This window comes from Blautia sp. NSJ-140 (assembly GCF_022868965.1).
Taxonomy (GTDB): Bacteria; Bacillota; Clostridia; order Lachnospirales; family Lachnospiraceae; genus Blautia_A.
Genome location: NZ_JALIFS010000019.1, coordinates 1 through 18,008 on the forward strand (window position 1 = coordinate 1; position 18,008 = coordinate 18,008).

At 44.4% G+C, this 18,008-nt stretch carries 14 protein-coding genes, 1 pseudogene and 1 riboswitch; of the genes and pseudogenes, 1 reads left to right on the plus strand and 14 read right to left on the minus strand.

The features are described 5' to 3' along the window. Positions 1-170: 170 nt before the first annotated feature. The 10 genes and pseudogenes from MUB50_RS16225 to MUB50_RS16270 form a co-directional block, all read right to left on the minus strand. Entirely contained in the window at positions 171-950 is a 780-nt protein-coding gene (locus MUB50_RS16225) for a YibE/F family protein (RefSeq protein WP_244791691.1), read from the minus strand. Then, entirely contained in the window at positions 947-2,047 is a 1,101-nt protein-coding gene (locus MUB50_RS16230; RefSeq protein WP_244791718.1) for a YibE/F family protein, read from the minus strand. The genes MUB50_RS16225 and MUB50_RS16230 overlap by 4 nt, the downstream gene beginning before the upstream one ends. Positions 2,048-2,241: 194 nt before the next feature. Continuing rightward, the gene (locus MUB50_RS16235; protein ID WP_118515802.1) at positions 2,242-3,714 is read right to left on the minus strand and encodes a PTS transporter subunit EIIC; all 1,473 of its coding nucleotides are present in this window, start codon (positions 3,712-3,714) and stop codon (positions 2,242-2,244) included. A gap of 113 nt (positions 3,715-3,827) precedes the next feature. Continuing rightward, positions 3,828-4,307, minus strand: a complete 480-nt coding sequence (locus MUB50_RS16240) for a PTS sugar transporter subunit IIA (protein WP_118626249.1) — start codon at positions 4,305-4,307, stop codon at positions 3,828-3,830. A 251-nt stretch (positions 4,308-4,558) separates the two neighbouring features. Continuing rightward, positions 4,559-4,675: pseudogene (locus tag MUB50_RS16245) on the minus strand (sugar phosphate isomerase/epimerase); the annotation flags it as partial. A 191-nt stretch (positions 4,676-4,866) separates the two neighbouring features. Next, positions 4,867-6,867, minus strand: a complete 2,001-nt coding sequence (locus MUB50_RS16250; RefSeq protein WP_244791693.1) for a CHAP domain-containing protein — start codon at positions 6,865-6,867, stop codon at positions 4,867-4,869. Positions 6,868-6,898: 31 nt separating this feature from the next. Then, positions 6,899-7,420 carry a cysteine hydrolase family protein gene (locus MUB50_RS16255; RefSeq protein ID WP_244791695.1) on the minus strand — a complete coding sequence of 174 codons (522 nt, stop codon included), beginning with the start codon at positions 7,418-7,420 and terminating at the stop codon, positions 6,899-6,901. A 101-nt stretch (positions 7,421-7,521) separates the two neighbouring features. Next, the gene (locus MUB50_RS16260) at positions 7,522-9,594 is read right to left on the minus strand and encodes a beta-galactosidase (RefSeq protein ID WP_244791697.1); all 2,073 of its coding nucleotides are present in this window, start codon (positions 9,592-9,594) and stop codon (positions 7,522-7,524) included. A gap of 348 nt (positions 9,595-9,942) precedes the next feature. Then, the gene (locus MUB50_RS16265; protein ID WP_244791699.1) at positions 9,943-11,238 is read right to left on the minus strand and encodes an aminotransferase class V-fold PLP-dependent enzyme; all 1,296 of its coding nucleotides are present in this window, start codon (positions 11,236-11,238) and stop codon (positions 9,943-9,945) included. A 675-nt stretch (positions 11,239-11,913) separates the two neighbouring features. Then, positions 11,914-12,555, minus strand: coding sequence for a YczE/YyaS/YitT family protein (locus MUB50_RS16270; protein ID WP_118515793.1), 642 nt, complete (start codon positions 12,553-12,555; stop codon positions 11,914-11,916). Between the two features lie 363 nt (positions 12,556-12,918). Next, positions 12,919-13,026, plus strand: a riboswitch (glycine riboswitch). Position 13,027: 1 nt separating this feature from the next. On the opposite strand from MUB50_RS16270, the gene MUB50_RS16275 reads away from it, so the two are divergent. Continuing rightward, positions 13,028-14,440, plus strand: a complete 1,413-nt coding sequence (locus MUB50_RS16275) for an alanine/glycine:cation symporter family protein (RefSeq protein ID WP_244791701.1) — start codon at positions 13,028-13,030, stop codon at positions 14,438-14,440. 208 nt (positions 14,441-14,648) lie between these two features. On the opposite strand, the gene MUB50_RS16280 is transcribed toward MUB50_RS16275, so the two are convergent. The 4 genes from MUB50_RS16280 to MUB50_RS16295 all read right to left on the minus strand — a co-directional run bounded on the left by MUB50_RS16280 (position 14,649) and on the right by MUB50_RS16295 (position 18,007). Then, positions 14,649-15,206, minus strand: a complete 558-nt coding sequence (locus tag MUB50_RS16280; protein WP_118515790.1) for a TIGR00730 family Rossman fold protein — start codon at positions 15,204-15,206, stop codon at positions 14,649-14,651. Beyond that, on the minus strand, positions 15,203-15,409 hold the full coding sequence (locus MUB50_RS16285) for a hypothetical protein (protein ID WP_182434024.1): 207 nt from the start codon (positions 15,407-15,409) through the stop codon (positions 15,203-15,205). Before MUB50_RS16285 ends, MUB50_RS16280 begins: the two co-directional genes overlap by 4 nt. A gap of 134 nt (positions 15,410-15,543) precedes the next feature. Next, positions 15,544-17,064: an FGGY-family carbohydrate kinase gene (locus MUB50_RS16290; RefSeq protein ID WP_244791703.1), complete on the minus strand. Its 1,521-nt coding sequence runs from the start codon at positions 17,062-17,064 to the stop codon at positions 15,544-15,546. 10 nt (positions 17,065-17,074) lie between these two features. Continuing rightward, entirely contained in the window at positions 17,075-18,007 is a 933-nt protein-coding gene (locus MUB50_RS16295; RefSeq protein ID WP_244791705.1) for a transketolase family protein, read from the minus strand. Between the last annotated feature and the right edge of the window lies 1 nt (position 18,008).

Sequence of the window (18,008 nt, forward strand, 5' to 3'; positions counted from 1 at the left end):
TCTCCTTATATTATAGTTTTGTTTTGTGTAAATATCTATATCTTGTAGAAATTAATTCTGCAGAAATCCCTTTACTTATCAGTACTAGCACATGGTGGAAGTTACTTTTTCATTCAACCTCTTCACATTTTCACATTCTTCTCCACAGGTCTGACTGTTTTTTAACGCTATTATATAACTTCAGATTTTTCTTCCGAATCAGTACGGTGAATCTGTCGAATAATACATCTGATCGATACCGGGACGGTAATAAGGCAGGCTACCGCACCAGATAGCATGACTGCAACATCCTGGAATAGGAACTGGGAATTAAGAATAATCTCCATGGTATATTGCTGTGTCTGAATGTATGAAAATAATAAAATAGTTCCTCCAAGATAGGCAAACAGCAACGTATTTACCGTTGTTCCGATAATTTCTTTCCCAACCTGATAGCCGGAAGCTGTAAGCTCTTTCGCTGTCAGACCGTTTTTATGAGTCCAGACTTCATATACAGAAGATGTTACAGATAATGCTGTATCGATAACAGCCCCAAGAGTACTGAAAACAGTTACAAATATTCCTACATGAAGCATGTTAATATGAAGGTCCGTACTGTAATAATACATAAAATCGTCTTCCGAAATCTGCAGCTCATTTAACCCGTAACTTCCTGATCTCCATGTAATAATATAGATCGGAATAAACAAAAGTAACATTACCAGCAGTGTAGCCAGAAAAGCCGCCCGCGTCTTTGGATTATTTCCGTTCTGATAAAACAGAGAAATATAACAGACACCTGCACCTGCCACCAATATCAGGAGCAGTACAGGAAAACCGGCAGACATCAGCATAATTGAAAAAAATAAAATTACAATATTCCCCGCCAGTGTCATAATTGACATGGCTCCACGCTCTCCGCCAATCAAGATCACCAGAAAAATTAAAATCAATGCAAGAAAAATGATCATTCTCTGACACTCCTTTTCCGTGATGGTATTTTCATAATCGCTGAAGCAATAAAAACAGATACCGGTATTGCCAGTACAATTCCAATACTTTCTATCAGAAAACGACAGATATCATATGGAATGTGATATCTCACGATCGTTATAAAGCTTACATCATTATTCATCTTAAGTATGAACATGGGAATCATGCCACTTGCCAGAACAAACAACAGTACATTTATCATGGTTCCCATAATATCATATCCGATTTCACGACCGGAATGTATCAGTCTTCTCAGAGAAACCGATGGATTTTTCCGCACGATTTCTCCTACTGCTGCGCTGATCGTCACCGTCACGTCCATAATTGCACCAAGTCCTGTCAGCATAATATCTGCCCAGAATATATCCGCAGAATTGCCCATACTTCCAAGGTATTCCAGATTGGAATAATCCAGATCTCCGTACATATAAATAGAAAATTCAAACAATGCCATGATCAGAAACAGAACACACAGTGTTGAAAGAACTGAGGAAAATGTTTTTCTGTGAATTCCATTCAAGCAGATCAATGTAGTCAGTGAAAAAAGAACTGCGATGACATTACAGATATTTAAAATATTTTTCCCCTCTGTAAAAGCCTGAAATCCATATGCAAATATGACCGTATTCAGTATCAGTGATATTATCGTGTAAAATCCCTGCTTTCCTGTAATGCAGATCAGAAGAAAAAATAATCCTCCTGCCAATAAGGCCAGATACCCATCCCTTTTTACAGAACGTATCGTTTTTCCGGGGCTTTCCTTTGAACCGCTTAAAAGAACGGTGTCTCCTTTATGATATTTCTTGGTCTGAACCTGAGAAGATGTATATTCATTAGAGACCGTTATTTTTTCCCCTTTATGCGAACCGTTTAATATCCGTGCCGTAATATTCTGAGTATAGTAATATTCTTTTGATCCCCTGGTTCCTTCTCTGCTCAGAGTCTGTTTTTCTGTTACAGAACATATTTTTGCCAGCGGTGTATGATAAAATCGGGAATTACAGCAGGTAAACAGAACAAAAATAATATATATGCCGGCTAAAAGATATTTTTTGTGAAATACGCAGGATTTCATTAACTTCATTCCCCCTGTAGAAATATTGCAATCGTAAACGCAATGACCTATTGCTTTTTATCGAAGTAACATTGTACGCTTTTTGAAAGTATCGGTCAATATAAGGTATACAAAAAAGCAGCAGCAGAACCGTTTTCACAATTCTGCTGCTGCCCCATAATTATTTTAACAAATACCTGACTCCAAAAAAGCCATTATTTACAAAGCTCAGAAAATGCATCTGCAACAAACTGAACCTTGGTTCCGATGATAACCTGTACAGAAGTTTTTCCAGGTTTGATCACGCCTGCAACACCTGCAGATTTGATCACTTTATCATTTACTGCTGTAATATCCTTAACCTCAAGTCTCAGTCTTGTGATGCAGTTATCAATGCTTGTGATGTTCTCTTTTCCGCCACAGCCTTCAAGGATTTTTGCGGCAATAGCAGTATAATCATCATTTGCAAGCTCGATATTCTTCTCTGCCTCAAGATCGTCATCGTCTTCTCTTCCCGGAGTCTTCAGATCAAATTTCTTGATGGCAAAAAGGAATACAACATAGAATACGATGAATGCTGCAATTCCAAGAGGAAGGATGAGCCATGTCTTCTGTGCTGCCGGAAGTGAGGATGAGAAAAGTAAATCCATCGCACCGGCGGAGAAGCTGAAGCCTGCACGGAATCCAAGAGCAACTGTGATCATGGTAAAGATACCGTAAAGTAATGCATAGATCACATAGAGGCCAGGAGCAAGGAACATAAATCCAAACTCGAACGGCTCAGTTACACCACAGATAAATGCACAGATTGCTGCAGATGCAACAAGACCGATCGCGATTTTTTTCTTTGCAGGTTTCGCACATTTAACCATTGCAAGTGCTGCACCAGGAATACCAAACATCATACATGGGAAGAATCCGGACATGTACATTCCAAGGCTCCAGGATACATCTGCAGAGGTTTCACCTGCCCAGAAGCGCTGAAGATCACCAAGTCCAATGGTATCAAACCAGAATACATTGTTCAGTGCGTGATGTAATCCGGTAGGAATCAGCAGACGGTTCAGGAATGCATAGATACCTGCACCAACAACATCCATACCTGCAACCGCTTTTCCTAATGCTACAAGTGCGCTGAAAAGTAATGGCCATACAAACAGTAATACAACAGATACGATAATGGAAACCACTCCTGCGATGATCGCTACGCAACGCTTGCCGCTGAAGAATGACAGCCAGTCAGGAAGCTTGGTGCTCTTGAATTTGTTATAGCATGTAGATCCGATGATACCGGCAAGGATTCCGATAAAAGGATTCGCAATTTTGTCAAATGCAAGAGTTTTTGTTGCACTGTCAGCGATTGATGGAATGATGGTTGTAACAAATCCTGTAGAAAGAAGTGTTGTGAGCATCAGCCAGGATGCAAGTGCAGCAATTCCGCCGGTTCCGTCATTCTTTTCTGACATACCGACACCAACACCGATAGCAAAAAGGATCGCCATGTTGTCGATCAGCGCTCCGCCTGCCTTAACCAAAAACAGACCGATCAGATTGGCTGCGCCGTGAATGTCTCCACCCTGCATGGTTGCCGGACATAACCTGTATCCGATACCCATGAGGATACCACAGATTGGCAGTACTGCCACTGGAAGCATTAACGCTTTTCCCAGTTTTTGAAGAAATTTCATATATTTCCCCTCCCTTAAAATAAATATATTTGACCGGATCACTCCGGTTATAACACCCCGAAAATTACTACTATCTCCGGGCTGTTATAAGCCTGTCAGCTGCATGAAGATGATCATGAAAGCTTGAGGACGGCTTCATCCGCCGAAACATCCCCCTCCTTCTGGAGGCTTATCTTTCCGTAATCATCTGTGTTGCAGATCAGAACCGGGATAATTGTATTTAAACCGGCTTTCTCGATTTTGTCCAGATCAGCCTCTATCAGAAGATCACCCTTTTTAACCTTGTCACCTGCTGCAACGTGCGCTTTAAAGGGTTCGCCCTTAAGTGTGACTGTATCCAGTCCGATATGTATCAGTATTTCCGCTCCCTGAGTGCTTGTCAGCGTAACTGCATGAAGAGTATCAAATACCATTGCCACCTCACCGTCTGCCGGAGCATATATCCTGCCGTCTGCCGGGATCACTGCAAAACCGTCACCCAGTACCTTATCCGCAAAGACAGGGTCCGGAACCTCTGCAAGGGGAACCACTCTTCCTCTGCAGGGTGCATAAATTAAATTTCCTTTATCTTTTCCTTTAAAAAATTTCAACATATTCTCTTCCTCCCGTTATTTTCCCACTTTCTCCGGTATTGATATCCACGATGTCGCTTTGTAAATATGTCTATATATATTTTTTCTGTGCCGGGTTTATATTATATATTTCGTATAATTTTCATTTTTTGTTTTTTAGGCATGTGTATATATTAACCATTATTTTCGGTTTTGTCCATATTTTTATCGGTATTTTTCAAAAAAATAAGCTGTAGTACATTAATGCGACAGCTTATACAAGAATATTCAGTTTACTTCAGCAGTTCTTTTTCAATCCTTTCCCCTGCCTCCGGAGCCTGTTTATTCATCTTCTCCGGGAAGCCAAACATGGATACACAGGCAATATTGTCACCGCCCACCTTCGGTGCAAGCTGCAGATATCCTGTCATTTTTTCCTGTATTTCACAAATTGTACAATATATGTAAAACTTTGTCGGTTGCTTACTGCAAAATTTCGATCTGTTTTGAAATAAGCTCCTTCACATTTATCAAAAAACTCCCTCACATATCAGTTTTTCTGATACATGAGAGAGTTTCTGATTTATGACTGATCTATGATCTATTTTGCTTTATAACGGTAAACGGTTTTTACTGCTGTGCTGTCTTTACTGGTTGTCCAATCACTTTCGGAGGTTGTCGTCTGAGTCTGGAGTTTTTTGTTCTGGTACTGGTTCATGCGGTACCAGGCCTGGCCTCTGGCTCCGTGGCTTCCGTAGGCGCCGTTGCAGGTAGTTCCGCTGGAGCACCATACCCGGCTGCCGTTTCCTTTCCAGTTCAGCAGATAATAGGTAATGCTCGGGTCATCTCCATCTGCGCCGGAAGCAGCTACGGTTACCTGACTGGCTGCCACACTGTCAAAATGTACATAAGAGCCCGTCTGTGCAAAGTTTACATTCTTTCCGGTATTCGGTCCGCAGAAATGATAGTAATAATAGCCCACCAGCTGTCTGGAAGCAGATGTCTCCAGTGGCCTTACAGACTCATAAACACCACCATCATTGACATAGCTGGAGGTTGTTTTCTGATAGGTGTGTTTATACTGGATCGTATATTTATCGGAAGTGATATTCTTTGGAAGCGTATCCACATAAACCCAGTTTTTAGGTTTCGCCTTGATCTTAAAGGTCTTTGTTACGGTTCCGCTGTAGTTTCCCTTAAACTTCACCGTTACCTTATAAGTGCCAACATTTTTTCTTCCCTGGGAATATGACACCTTGTAATTACCGGAACTGATGTTTTTTTTATTCGCACCGGTTACTTTCACCTTCGGTGTTTTTACTTTTCCGTCGTATGTATAGCTTGTGGCGGAAAGCTTTATTGTCTTCGGATAATAGATGGTTTTCTTTCCGGTCACCGCACCGCAGGAGCAAAGATACTGAACATATCCGTTTCTGGATGTAGTTGCTTTCTTTACCTGTTTTTTGTAGCTGTGTTTATGAGCCTTTCCGGTGATCTTAAAGGTTTTTGTAACGGTTCCCGAGTAATTGCCTTTAAACCGAACTGTTACCCGATAGGTTCCAACATATTTTCTTCCGGCAGAATAGGTAACTGTATAGTTGTCTGCACTGATCACCTTATTGTTGCTGTCTGTAACCTTTACCGTTGGCTTTTTTACTTTTCCATTATAAGTATAGCTTGTTCTTGAGAGCTTTATTGTCTTCGGATAATAGATGATCTGTTTATTCTGTATACTTCCGCAGCTGCACTGCTCCTGTGTATATCCGTTGGCAGTGGTGGTTGCCTTTACTGTTACTCTCTGATAGCTATGTGTATGTGTGACCGGAGCTGCCTGGACAGTGAAATTCACAGAATCCGAAAATGTATATGCATACTGTGCATGATTCACAGATGCCACCGCTACCCTGTAATTCCCCGCTGGCAGTGTGCAGGACCAACTTGTTCCATTCACTCCATACTTAACTTGCGTCGCATTGGATTCTCCTGCTTTATACACATATACATCATAATATCTGGCATAGCTTGTTGCATTCCAGGAAAACGTTGTGGTTTGATTCGCTTTTCCCGGATTCACGCTCACATATGGCTTGCCCGGTACACGAACGCCCGGATAGATAAAGCCAAGCAGCACCTTATTGGAATCATAAGGGCGCCTTCCTCCGACTGCATTGGTCAGTGTATATCCATATGCAACTCCATGAGAGGATGTCTGATCTTTGTCCGTTCTTCCTCCCTCATCTACCGTAAATCTGTTGTTTCCAAGATTGGCTGTTACATAAGCAACATGTCCGTAATAATCTCCGCTCCATACAGCAATGGAACCGGGAACAGGCTCATTTCCTACTGCATAGCCCTGGTTGATAGCATTTTGCCACCAGCTTACCGCATTTCCCCATGCAGGCAGTGCGATTCCCTGTCTGTCATACACGCACTGCCATGCAAAGCGTGTGCAGGGGATCTCATATAAGCCATCTCGATCCACATCCTGTGTTGTAGGATAGGGATTACCGGCAGCTGTTACCATTGCCGCCGGCACCGCACTGAAGGCAGTTACTGCGGACAGCGCAAGGACCATTAATTTTTTCAGAAGCTTCTTTTTCATAGTGTTCTCCTTTCCTGCGGTTTCATCCTTCTTACCGGATGATCCTGATCTGGCACGCCTCCATAGCTTTCAGTGCATTCTCATGACTCTCCGGTGTTACACCTGCGCAGCATGTGGCATCAACACAGATCGGCACTTCCGGAAGGGATGCCTTGATCAGAAGGGCATTGGAGATCACACAGATATCTGTGCAAAGTCCCACAAGAGTAATGCTTCCGATTTCTTCATCCTCATTGAGTGCAACCAGTTCTCCCGCCAGATCGGTGGAACCGAAGGTTTCTTTGTCAATGGGTTCTGTTTTCCTTAAGGCGTCCAGTTCTTCCCGGATCTGCCATCCATCTGTGCCCCGGATACAGTGAGGAACCGGAAGGTTTTTCCCTTCCTGTGTCTCCAGATAATACGTTTCATGGGTATCCCTTGTGAAAAATACCTTTCCTTCAAAATTCCGGATCTTCTCCTCCACCTTCGGAACAATGGCAGCTGCCTCCTTCGTGCCAAGTGCACCGTCGATGAAATCATTTTGCATGTCTACTATAATGAGAATGTTCTGCATGTCTGTCACCCCTTGTTTCATAATTTATTTCTGTCCGGCAAATTTATGATACCTTTATTGTGCATACTCTCGCGGAAGATGTCAAGGTAAAGAAAAGTCGCTCAGGCTTCAACAATCCGTACATCCCACGCAGGAATGATCAGCAGTGACTCAGCTTTGATCGTCTCACCGGTAAGTACGTCTTCTCCATCACTGTATTTATACGCAACAGACTGTTCCTTTGCAGAATAATTCAGAAAATACCGGACGGTTTTTCCAAAATCATTCGTTCCTTCACGAACGATCACCGGATATTCATAACCGGATAACTTTACCCCTGCATCGCCAAGAGCAGCTTTTATCACATTCTGAAGTGTGGCATTATCTGTCATGCATCCCAGATAGTATGCTATACCCATTCCATACTTGTTTCTGGTTATTGCAGCATATCCTTTCCAGTTATAATGTTCATATCCTGCAATCACCTCTGCGCCTTCCGGTTTGAGAAGTTCCATAAAGACCCTGGTTTCTCCAATCTCTGCCGAATCCGCATCATCAGAATTTATATCTGCATCTGCACTCCTTGCAAAATCATCCAAACTTTCTGCACCATACAGTTTTCCTGACAGATTCACATTGTGCGGGAAGGTAAACTGATCATAGCTGATACCCAGAGCATCTTTAAGGATATGCGGCTGTGCATCTGCATGAACCTTCACATTCTCATTGGCAAAACCGCTTTTAAATGTCACGACCAACGTACCACCGTCTTTCACATACTGATTCAGCCTCTCTAAAGTGCTGTCAGGTGCAGCATAAAGCGCCGGTACAAAAATCGCCTTATACTGAGAAAGATCCTCAGATTCCGGCCAGACGAAATCACACTCCACATTCATCCGGTACAGTGCATCGTAGATCCAACGCACCACATCATTGTATCGGATCTCTCCATTATCCCCGGAAGTCGCCTGGATACCAAACCAGTTCAGTGCAGTCAGAGCCTCATTACTCACCATCACAGCCACATCATTTTTCTTCTTGAGATTTACCATATGACTGCCTTTTTCCCGAAATTCCTTTCCAATGATGCAAGCCTCCCGGTAAGTATCATTCTCCGCAAGATCATGGCTGAGAAGCCCCTTCCAGTATGTCTCAAATGAATTATGGATAGAATGCCAGTGCCAGTACATCACACTGTTGGCCCCGGACGCAAGATGGCTGTAAGCACAAAGCCGAAGCTGTCCCTTATACGGCGTCCAGCATGGAAATCCCTGCGCTTCCGTCTCCAGCACCAGATAATTATCATGCTTCAGACTACGGATCATATCCCCACCAAAAGCGATCTCCGTACCGGTCAGCTCATCCTGGGAGGGATGATAAATATCGGTTCCGGCAATGGTCAGAGCCTCCGAAACATGCAGATGGTTCACATCCGGCTGCACTCCGTAAGAATAACCTCTCCACTCAAAATCCATATTGTGAGTAATAAACTGGTCTTCTCTCTTATACTCACTGACGATCCCGGCCTGCCAGCTTAGGAATCTATCCACCAGAGTCCTCTGAAATTTCTCAAACTCTGCTCCCAGGCTGCCGTTGATGGTTCCTCTCACATCCGGAAAATCCTCCCAGGCATCAATCCGATTGCTCCAGTAATCCAGCCCGAATTCATAATTCATGGCATCCAGATTATCATGAAATTTTTCTCTTAAATATTTCACAAAAGCCAGCTGTACATTCTTACCTGCTGTGCCGTAATATTTTGTCTCATTATCCACCTGGAAACCTATAACACATTTCCTGTGGGCACTGATCTCCATCAGCTTGCGGATCACACGCTCCGCATAAAAAAGATATACCGGATTGGTAATGTCCATGATCTGTCTTGCACCATAGATCCCTGCGCCTTTTTTCGTTGTAGCGATCACATCCGGGTGAGCTTTCACCATCCACGCAGGCACTGCGTACGTAGGCGTTCCGATGATCACATTGATTCCGGCTTCCTCCATGGCATCCATAACACGCTCCACATGAGAAAAGTCAAACACCCCATCCTGGGGCTCGCAGGTGCTCCACGTAGATTCCGCAATACGCACCGTATTGATCCCGGCTTTTTTCATCATATCTATATCTTTATCAAGTCTGTCATACGGCATGTATTCGTCGTAGTATGCCGCACCAAAAAGAATTTCCTTCATCTCTGCCTCCCACTGTGTGTTTTGATAATCCTATCTTAGCAGAAATTTCCTGCACAGAATATCATTTATTCAATATAATTATCATTTATCCCACATCAGTATCACTTGCCTGAAAAATCCCCAATATCCTTATAAGAAAGAATCCTGCTTGCAGGATTCTCCGCCTGCGACGGGTCGCTTCAGCGACATTATTCCTCTCCGTCGCAGTGCGATCCTGCCCGGAGGACTTTTTTATGTTATAGGAACATTACGGAGTAATTTCCTATAACATAAAAAACCGCCCTTTTCTTCCATGCCAAAACATGAAAAAAGGGCGGTTCCTGTTTCATTTTTTTACAAAAACTGTTTTTATTTACCTTCAGCAATATCCTTAGTGATCTTCAGGAATTTATCGATATCATCTGTTCCATGGCAGTGGAGCGGAGAAACACGAAGTGCACCTTCAAGACCAAGAGTCTCAACAATACGTTTGGAATATGGGCTGCTCTTTACACGCTCGAACAGCGTAACACCATGCTCAAGATATCTTCTTGCACACTCTGCAAATTCAATACCCTCAATACCCATGGCAACGATCAGATCCTTATAAGTAAGATCCTCCATATCCACATAAACCTGAACCCCCGGAATATGACGAAGCCCCGGAACCTTATCGGTACCTTCCAGCATGCGGTACAGAAGCGCTCTCTCCTGAAGATGAATATGATTCATACCCTCAACAAAAAGCTCACGCTTATTATATTTCTGTGCAGAATCACCCAGGAAATGCTTACCGATACTGCAAACATAATCAATAACCGCCATCATAGCCGCAAAGTTAGCCGGAGCCGGAGTACCAAGAGCCCATACATTATCATCCTTGCAGGTCAGCTTGATATGCGGCATCACAGCAACACGGTCAGAAACATAAGCATAACCGCAGCCACGAACACCAAAGAACTTATACGGTGCAAAGTTGCAGACATCCACATCCCAGTCCTCAACATCGATCACTGCATGAGGCGCATGCTGAACTGCATCACTTACAATGTAGATATCCGGGTTGATCTCTTTTGCACGACGTGCGATCTCCTTGATATCCATGATATTACCGGAAATATTGGAAGCAGCCATAATACTGAGAAGAACCGTATCCTTATCTACATACTTCATGATCTCATCCGGATCAAGGCCACCAGTCACCTTATTAGCCGGAACCTCACGGAACTCCCTGCCGGTTTTTTTACAGTAATACTCAACCGCATCATGAGCAGACGGATGTTCCAGAGCAGAAGTAACTGCGTTCTTACCCCAGTCAACACCTTCCATGATCGTACCAACCGCATGGAACATGGTCTGAGAAGCAGTCAGCTCAGTGATAAGAGCACCACTCTTTGCACCAAAAATAACCTCCAGGATCTCCCGAGTACCATTCTTAACATAATCCGCCAGATCAAAACCTCTGCCACGAGCACGCTCCGGACAATCCGGGAACTCCTCGATAGCAGCCTTAGCCTCAACAGCCCTCTTAAGTCTCAGCGAACCACCAGAGTTCTCAAAGAAAAGTCTCGCACCATACTGCGGATCCTTATCTGCATAATAAAACTGAGATTTCAGCTTCTTCTGATATGTATCTGAAAACAAAACGCCATGATTAAATTCCATAATCGTATCCTCTCCTTCATCACATAAGCCCCGGCAACCCGGACAGCCAGCTATTCATGAACACTCTCATTTCATACGACTGTGTTCATTATATATCTCTCATCAGAGGATATCATAACACATTTATAAATAGTTATAAAATGAATAATGTAACTGTATTATATTAACATTGTTTATATTTTAACACATCATAGCAGTTCTGTAATACCGTCAAAAAGCAATATGCACTTTTTACATAACCACGAACATTACAATTCTGCTTCTTAATATCGTTTCCTCATATCTCATCACATAAAAACCCAACCTGTCATCCCAGCTATCCAGCGAAGCGCTGATAGCCCATCCAACTCCCAAGCAGCCACACTACCCTACCACCCTGAAAAGCCAGCCCGCCAGGCGTGTGCTGCCTGTCACCGGACTCTGCAGGAGGGGAGCTGATTCTTGGCTGCCAGAAATCTGCGTTGTTTTACAAAAGTCCGCTGTCTGAGCGGCTACAAGACGCGAGTTCGGACTTTTGGAAAACGCTTTTAGCAGAATTCCGGCAGCCTAGAAGCCAGCCCCCGACGAAGCCCCGGTGACAGGCAGCACACGCCTGGCGGGCGTCCCTTTTCACAAAAAAAAACTGAACCAGCCACATCCCGCAGCCAGTTCAGCTCAACCCATACAACTACAAACTCACTCACCATCAACCCAGGCAAGCAGCTTCCCGGTAAAATGCCGGTTAAAGAAATGAATCACCGGTCCCAGCCCAAAAGCCGTCACCAGCGTACCAATTCCAATCACACCACCGGCAAAATAACAAATCAGCGCACAAACCACATCATTGGACATCCTGTGCCAGAAATAAGGAATTTTCGGCCATTTGTCCGTCATGATCAATGACAAACTGTCATAAGGCGCAACACCCTCATCCGGCATCTGATACATCGACAATCCCAGACAGATAATCGCAACGCCAACGCACAATGCCACAAGTTTCACCGGCATAGCCACCAGTTCCAGCCCCATAACACCCGTAAAAATATAATAAAAAAACGTACAGATATAAGCCAGGAACACCGCATTCACAACCGTACCGATTCCCAGAAACTTCCGTCCGAACGCAATCTGCACAACCAGCAATACAACATTCACCAGCAGCTGAAAATTACCATAAGCCATACCAAGCTTAGCCGCAACAGCCATATTCATCCCACTGAACGGATCTGTTCCCAGCCCGGCCAGCTTAAAGATCGCGATTCCCATGCCCGCCAGAATGTTACCGATACACATGATCAGAACATGCTTCCAGTTGATGTTTCTTAAATAATCCCCCATAACACCAATACCTCATTCTCTCTGAAAAATATATCAGACGAATACACCATCCGCCCTCACTACACAGAGCACGATCCCAAACGATCACTCTGTAACAGCTCTTTCATTCTATCACACCCAACCACTCCCTGTAAAACGCAAAACCTCAAAAAACAACAAAAAAACAACTGGCAGATCAGGCAGGCATAAAAAATCCCCAAACTCCCAATTATATGTCGATTAGTTTTTCTAATAAATGCATTTTTTTTAAAAAACCCATTGAAATCCATCAATTCATGTGATACTCTGTGTTACAGTGTTTTTCTACACAAAACGAATGACCGTCACCACCGCACACAAAAAGGTCCTGGCATCATTCAAAAATAAAAAAACTCAGGAGAGTCTCTTCAAATCAAAAGGGAAGAGCGCCGAAGGTGTACGCAGCACACAAAATGCTGTAAATCTCTCAGGCAAAAGGATGGAGGAAAGAGTAATGTTTACACAAATCAACAACTTTATCACATGGTTTGACGGAGTCGTTTGGGGACTTCCGCTGATCATTCTGATCCTGTTCACAGGAATTCTGTTAACCACTCGGTTAGGTCTTTTACAGGTAAGACACCTCGGAAAGGCACTGAAATTCATGGTAAAAAATGAAGAAGGCGGCGATGGTGAGGTCACAAGCTTCGGAGCTCTGTGTACTGCACTTTCAGCAACCATCGGAACCGGAAATATCGTAGGTGTCGCAACTGCTATCGCAGCCGGCGGACCAGGAGCACTTTTCTGGATGATCGTAGCCGCATTCTTCGGAATGGCAACCAAATATGCAGAAGGACTTCTGGCGATCAAGTACCGTACCATTGACAAAGAAGGCCACGTTCTCGGCGGACCATTCTACTACATCGAAAACGGTATGGGAAAACAGTGGAGATGGCTTGCCAAGATCTTTGCATTTTTCGGAGCAGGTGTAGGACTTTTCGGTATCGGAACCTTCACACAGGTAAACGGTATCGCATCTGCAGTTACCAATTTCTTTGACCCGGATAAAGCACATACAGTAGCACTTTTCGGAAATACATATTCCTGGGCAACTGTAGTCGCATGTCTGATCCTTACCGTATGTGTAGGACTTGTCGTTCTCGGCGGAATTCAGAGAATCGCAAAGGTATCCCAGATCGTTGTACCGTTTATGGCGGTTCTCTATGTTGCACTGGCACTGATCATCGTGATCACAAACATCACAGCAGTACCTGCAGCGATCGTGACTATCGTAAAATCTGCTTTCACAGGAAGTGCACTTGCAGGTGGCGCAATGGGAACCATGGTCGTGGCTATGCAGAAGGGTATCGCCCGCGGTATCTTCTCCAATGAGTCCGGTCTTGGTAGTGCCCCGATCGCAGCCGCTGCAGCTCAGACAAAGGAGCCGGTACGTCAGGGTCTTGTATCCATGACAGGTACATTCATCGATACCATCGTGATCTGTACCATGACAGGTCTTTCCATCGTCATCACAGAAACATGGAACACAGGCCTTGAGGGTGTTGCCATCACAACAGCCGCTTTCCAGAAAGGTCTTCCTTTCCCGCCGTTTATAGCATCCTTCTCACTGATGCTGTGCCTGGTATTCTTCGCATTCACAACAATCCTCGGATGGGATTACTACGGTGAAAGATGTCTGGAATACCTGTTCAACAGAAACAAAGCCGCAGTTACAACATACCGCTGGCTGTACATCATCTGCGTATTCATCGGACCATATATGACTGTAGCAGCTGTATGGAACATCGCAGATATCTTCAATGCCCTGATGGCATTCCCGAACCTGATCGCTCTTCTTGCCCTGAGCGGTGTGGTCGTAAAGGAAACTAAAGATTTCTTCAAAAGACATAAAAATTACGAATTCTGATCCCAAATATCGTAATCAAATGTAAACACACATAAACCCATAATGCCCCCTAATATCATACAAAAAAAAGACGCGAACCTTTTTATCCTCTGATAAACCCCGATAAAAGGCCGCGTCTTTTTTATATGTAAATCTCTGGTTCCCCTCGATCATTTACCCGAATCAGGAAAGTATCCGCCTGACCATTGACTTTCTCACTTTATTTTCTTTATAGCCTTCCCCCATAATTCCGGTAATTCTCAATATAATCCAGGATCTCCTCCGGGTCTTTCATGAACCGGCACATACCCACAACATCTCTGGACATAAATTTTTCCCCGGCTGTGTATTCCAGGAGCGCCTGCATGCTGTCATAATATCCCTGAATATTATAAAGAACGATCGGCCTGTCAATCCGTCCCAGACTCTTCAATGTTAGGATCTCAAAAAACTCCTCATAAGTACCAATTCCCCCAGGTACCACGATAGTCGCATCCGAACGGCTTTCCAGCAGGTGCTTCCTCTCACGCATATTTTCAGTAAAAATAAACTCTGTACAATGCTCATACAACACTCCCGGCTGGTCAAAAAATCTCGGCGCGATACCCAGGATATAGCCTTTTTCTCTGTCAACACCCCGGGCTGCCGCACCCATCAGCCCCTCTTTTCCACCTCCGAAAACAAGGCCGTGTCCTCGCTTTCCCATCAGCCGTCCCAGTTCTTCCGTTTTCTCATAATAGATCTTTTTCAGTTCTGCACTGGACGCTCCATATATACAAATATTCATAATCCTGTCTCCTTCCCTGCTGCCTCCGCAAATGCCCGGAGAAGCTTCAGCTGCTCTGAAGAATCATACATCATCTCCGGATGCCACTGCACGGCTACTGCAAATGGATAATCATTTATCTCTGAATATAACTTTTGCCGGCCTCTGCACATGATACTGGCAAAGACCGGCTTTCCGTCATTTCCGATACATCTGGAGTGCATCCGGAAATGCCTGTTATTTTATTATAATCTGACATACACATGGGGTCAAGCAATTGCCACTGCTTGAAGCTCCCGTTTTGTTGCTGCTCACTCCGCGATCAGCAACACATTTTTATATTGAGAAATTTTTATGCTTATACAAGAACTTTTTCTACTGCGTTTTTCCATCCGATGTATTTCCGGTTTCTTTCCTGCAGATTCATGGAAGGGATGAACTGATTGCGGTTCTTCACCTCAAAGATGCTTTCCATTTTATAAAGTCCACAGCTTAAGCCAGCCATCAGACCAGCTCCCAATGCGGAAGACTCCTCACATCTTGGAAGGCTTACTTTTGTTCCGAGGACATCACTCTGAAACTTCATCAGGTATTGATTTCTTGTAGGGCCACCATCTACACAGAGTTCTTTTACAGTCATTCCATCTTCTGCCTTCATCATCTCAACGATATCTGTGATCTGATAAGCAATAGATTCCAGGGCTGCTTTTACAATCTCTTTCTTTCCGGTTGTTCTGCTCATTCCGTAGATAATGGCTTTTGCATCGGATTTCCAGTAAGGTGCTCCCAGACCGGAAAATGCAGGAACCAGATAGGTAGTATCATTCTTATTTGCCTGCTCTGACATTTCCTGAGTCTCTCCCGGAGACGTGATCAGTCCCATGTCATCCTTCAGCCATGTGATCACTGCACCTGTGTAGTTGATATTTCCTTCCAGCACATAGGTAACTTTGCCGTTAAGTCCCCATGCAAGAGAAGTCACAAGACCAAGATCTGACATGATCGGTTCTGTTCCTGCGTTCATCATAACGGAGGAACCGGTTCCGTATGTAGCTTTGACCATTCCTTTTTCGATGCAGCCCTGTCCGAACAGTGCACCCTGGGAATCTCCGATCACACCACAGATTGGGATCGGTGTCTGAAAATATCCCTCAAAATCAGTTGTTCCGTACTGCATGCTGGAATCGCATACTTCCGGAAGCATATCTGCATTAATGCCAAACCAGGTACAGATCTCTTTATCCCATTTCAGGTTGTGGATATTGAAAAGCTGGGTTCTGGATGCATTGGAATAATCCGTTGCATAAACCTCGCCTTTTGTCAGTTTAAACAGAAGCCAGGTGTCGATGGTTCCCAGACAGAGATCGTTATCTCTTTTTGCCTGTTTTACTTCCTCCACATTTTCCTGAAGCCATGCAAACTTCGCTGCCGGGAAATATGGGGAAAGGTGCATTCCTGTCTTCTGACGGATGATCTCTGCCACACCGCCGTTTTTCTTCTGCTCACGGTCCGGATCGATCATCACGTTTGTCTTGATCCGCTCACAGATTTCGGAAGCTCTGGAGCACTGCCATACAATGGCAGGTGCCAGAGGCTCACCTGCGCTGCGGCTCCACGCTGCGGATGTCTCTCTCTGATTACTGATTCCAAGACATGCGATCTCTTCTTTCTGGATTCCGGCCTTCTCTACGAGATTTTTTACAACCTGGATCGTATTGCTGTAGATCTCGGAAAGATCATGGGAAACCCATCCTTTTTCGTTGATCAGCTGTCTGTGAGGAAGGTCTGTCCTGCAGACCAGATCACCGTTCACATCGAACAGGATCGCTTTTGTTCCCTGGGTACTCTGATCAACCGCAAGAACATATTTTTTTTCCATAATTTTCACCTTATTTCAGCGCGTCTTTTACAGTTTTTGCGATTCCTTCTGCGTTCATTCCGTAGTAGTCAAATACTTCCTGGGAGGTTCCGCTTACAACCGGAGCATCCGGAAGTGCGATATTCAGGACTTTGCGTGGGCACTCAGCACCAACAACCTGACTTACCATAGAACCAAGTCCGCCAAACGGCGCATGCTCCTCAGCAGTTACAACAACCTTTGCATTGGATGCGGCTTTTACGATTGCTTCTTTATCCAGAGGTTTTACACAATACATATCAAGAACTGTTGCGTGGATGCCGTCTTTCTCAAGAAGTTTGGCAGCCTCGTAAGCCGGGCGTACCATTTCGCCACATGCGATGATCGCTGCGTCTGTTCCTTCTGCAAGAACAGTTGCCTTATCCATTTCGAACGGGCAGTTGTCCTCTGTATAGATATCCCCAACCGGATTTCTTCCTACACGGATATATGCCGGTTTCTCATCCTTCAGAAGCGCCTCGATCAGCTTTGCAGTCTGGAAACGGTCACTTGGAAGGTAAACTCTCATGTTCGGGATTGCGGACATAGCTGCGATATCCTGTGCGGAATGATGGCTCATTCCAAGGGCACCATAGCTGATTCCACCACTGATTCCGATCAGTTTTACATTTGTGTTGGAGTATGCAACATCGATCTTGCACTGCTCATAGCTTCTTGTGGAAAGGAAGCATGCAGGAGAAGCTGCAAAAGCTTTTTTGCCGCAGTGTGCAAGACCGGCGGACACGCTGACAAGGTCCTGCTCAGCGATTCCCATCTCAACGAACTGCTCCGGATACGCCTCTGCAAAAGGTGCTAAGGATGCAGATCCTCTGGAGTCACTGCAGAGAACAACGATATCTTTATCTGTTTCCGCTTCTTTCAAAAGTACGTCACAAATTGCTTTACGGTTTGGGATCTTATTCATA

Excerpts from the sequence above, each read along its gene's own strand:
- MUB50_RS16225 (WP_244791691.1), bottom strand. The coding sequence starts at position 950 with ATGATCATTTTTCTTGCATTGATTTTAATTTTTCTGGTGATCTTGATT.
- MUB50_RS16230 (WP_244791718.1), bottom strand. The coding sequence starts at position 2,047 with ATGAAATCCTGCGTATTTCACAAAAAATATCTTTTAGCCGGCATATAT.
- MUB50_RS16235 (WP_118515802.1), bottom strand. The coding sequence starts at position 3,714 with ATGAAATTTCTTCAAAAACTGGGAAAAGCGTTAATGCTTCCAGTGGCA.
- MUB50_RS16240 (WP_118626249.1), bottom strand. The coding sequence starts at position 4,307 with ATGTTGAAATTTTTTAAAGGAAAAGATAAAGGAAATTTAATTTATGCA.
- MUB50_RS16250 (WP_244791693.1), bottom strand. The coding sequence starts at position 6,867 with ATGAAAAAGAAGCTTCTGAAAAAATTAATGGTCCTTGCGCTGTCCGCA.
- MUB50_RS16255 (WP_244791695.1), bottom strand. The coding sequence starts at position 7,420 with ATGCAGAACATTCTCATTATAGTAGACATGCAAAATGATTTCATCGAC.
- MUB50_RS16260 (WP_244791697.1), bottom strand. The coding sequence starts at position 9,594 with ATGAAGGAAATTCTTTTTGGTGCGGCATACTACGACGAATACATGCCG.
- MUB50_RS16265 (WP_244791699.1), bottom strand. The coding sequence starts at position 11,238 with ATGGAATTTAATCATGGCGTTTTGTTTTCAGATACATATCAGAAGAAG.
- MUB50_RS16270 (WP_118515793.1), bottom strand. The coding sequence starts at position 12,555 with ATGGGGGATTATTTAAGAAACATCAACTGGAAGCATGTTCTGATCATG.
- MUB50_RS16275 (WP_244791701.1), top strand. The coding sequence starts at position 13,028 with ATGTTTACACAAATCAACAACTTTATCACATGGTTTGACGGAGTCGTT.
- MUB50_RS16280 (WP_118515790.1), bottom strand. The coding sequence starts at position 15,206 with ATGAATATTTGTATATATGGAGCGTCCAGTGCAGAACTGAAAAAGATC.
- MUB50_RS16285 (WP_182434024.1), bottom strand. The coding sequence starts at position 15,409 with ATGCACTCCAGATGTATCGGAAATGACGGAAAGCCGGTCTTTGCCAGT.
- MUB50_RS16290 (WP_244791703.1), bottom strand. The coding sequence starts at position 17,064 with ATGGAAAAAAAATATGTTCTTGCGGTTGATCAGAGTACCCAGGGAACA.
- MUB50_RS16295 (WP_244791705.1), bottom strand. The coding sequence starts at position 18,007 with ATGAATAAGATCCCAAACCGTAAAGCAATTTGTGACGTACTTTTGAAA.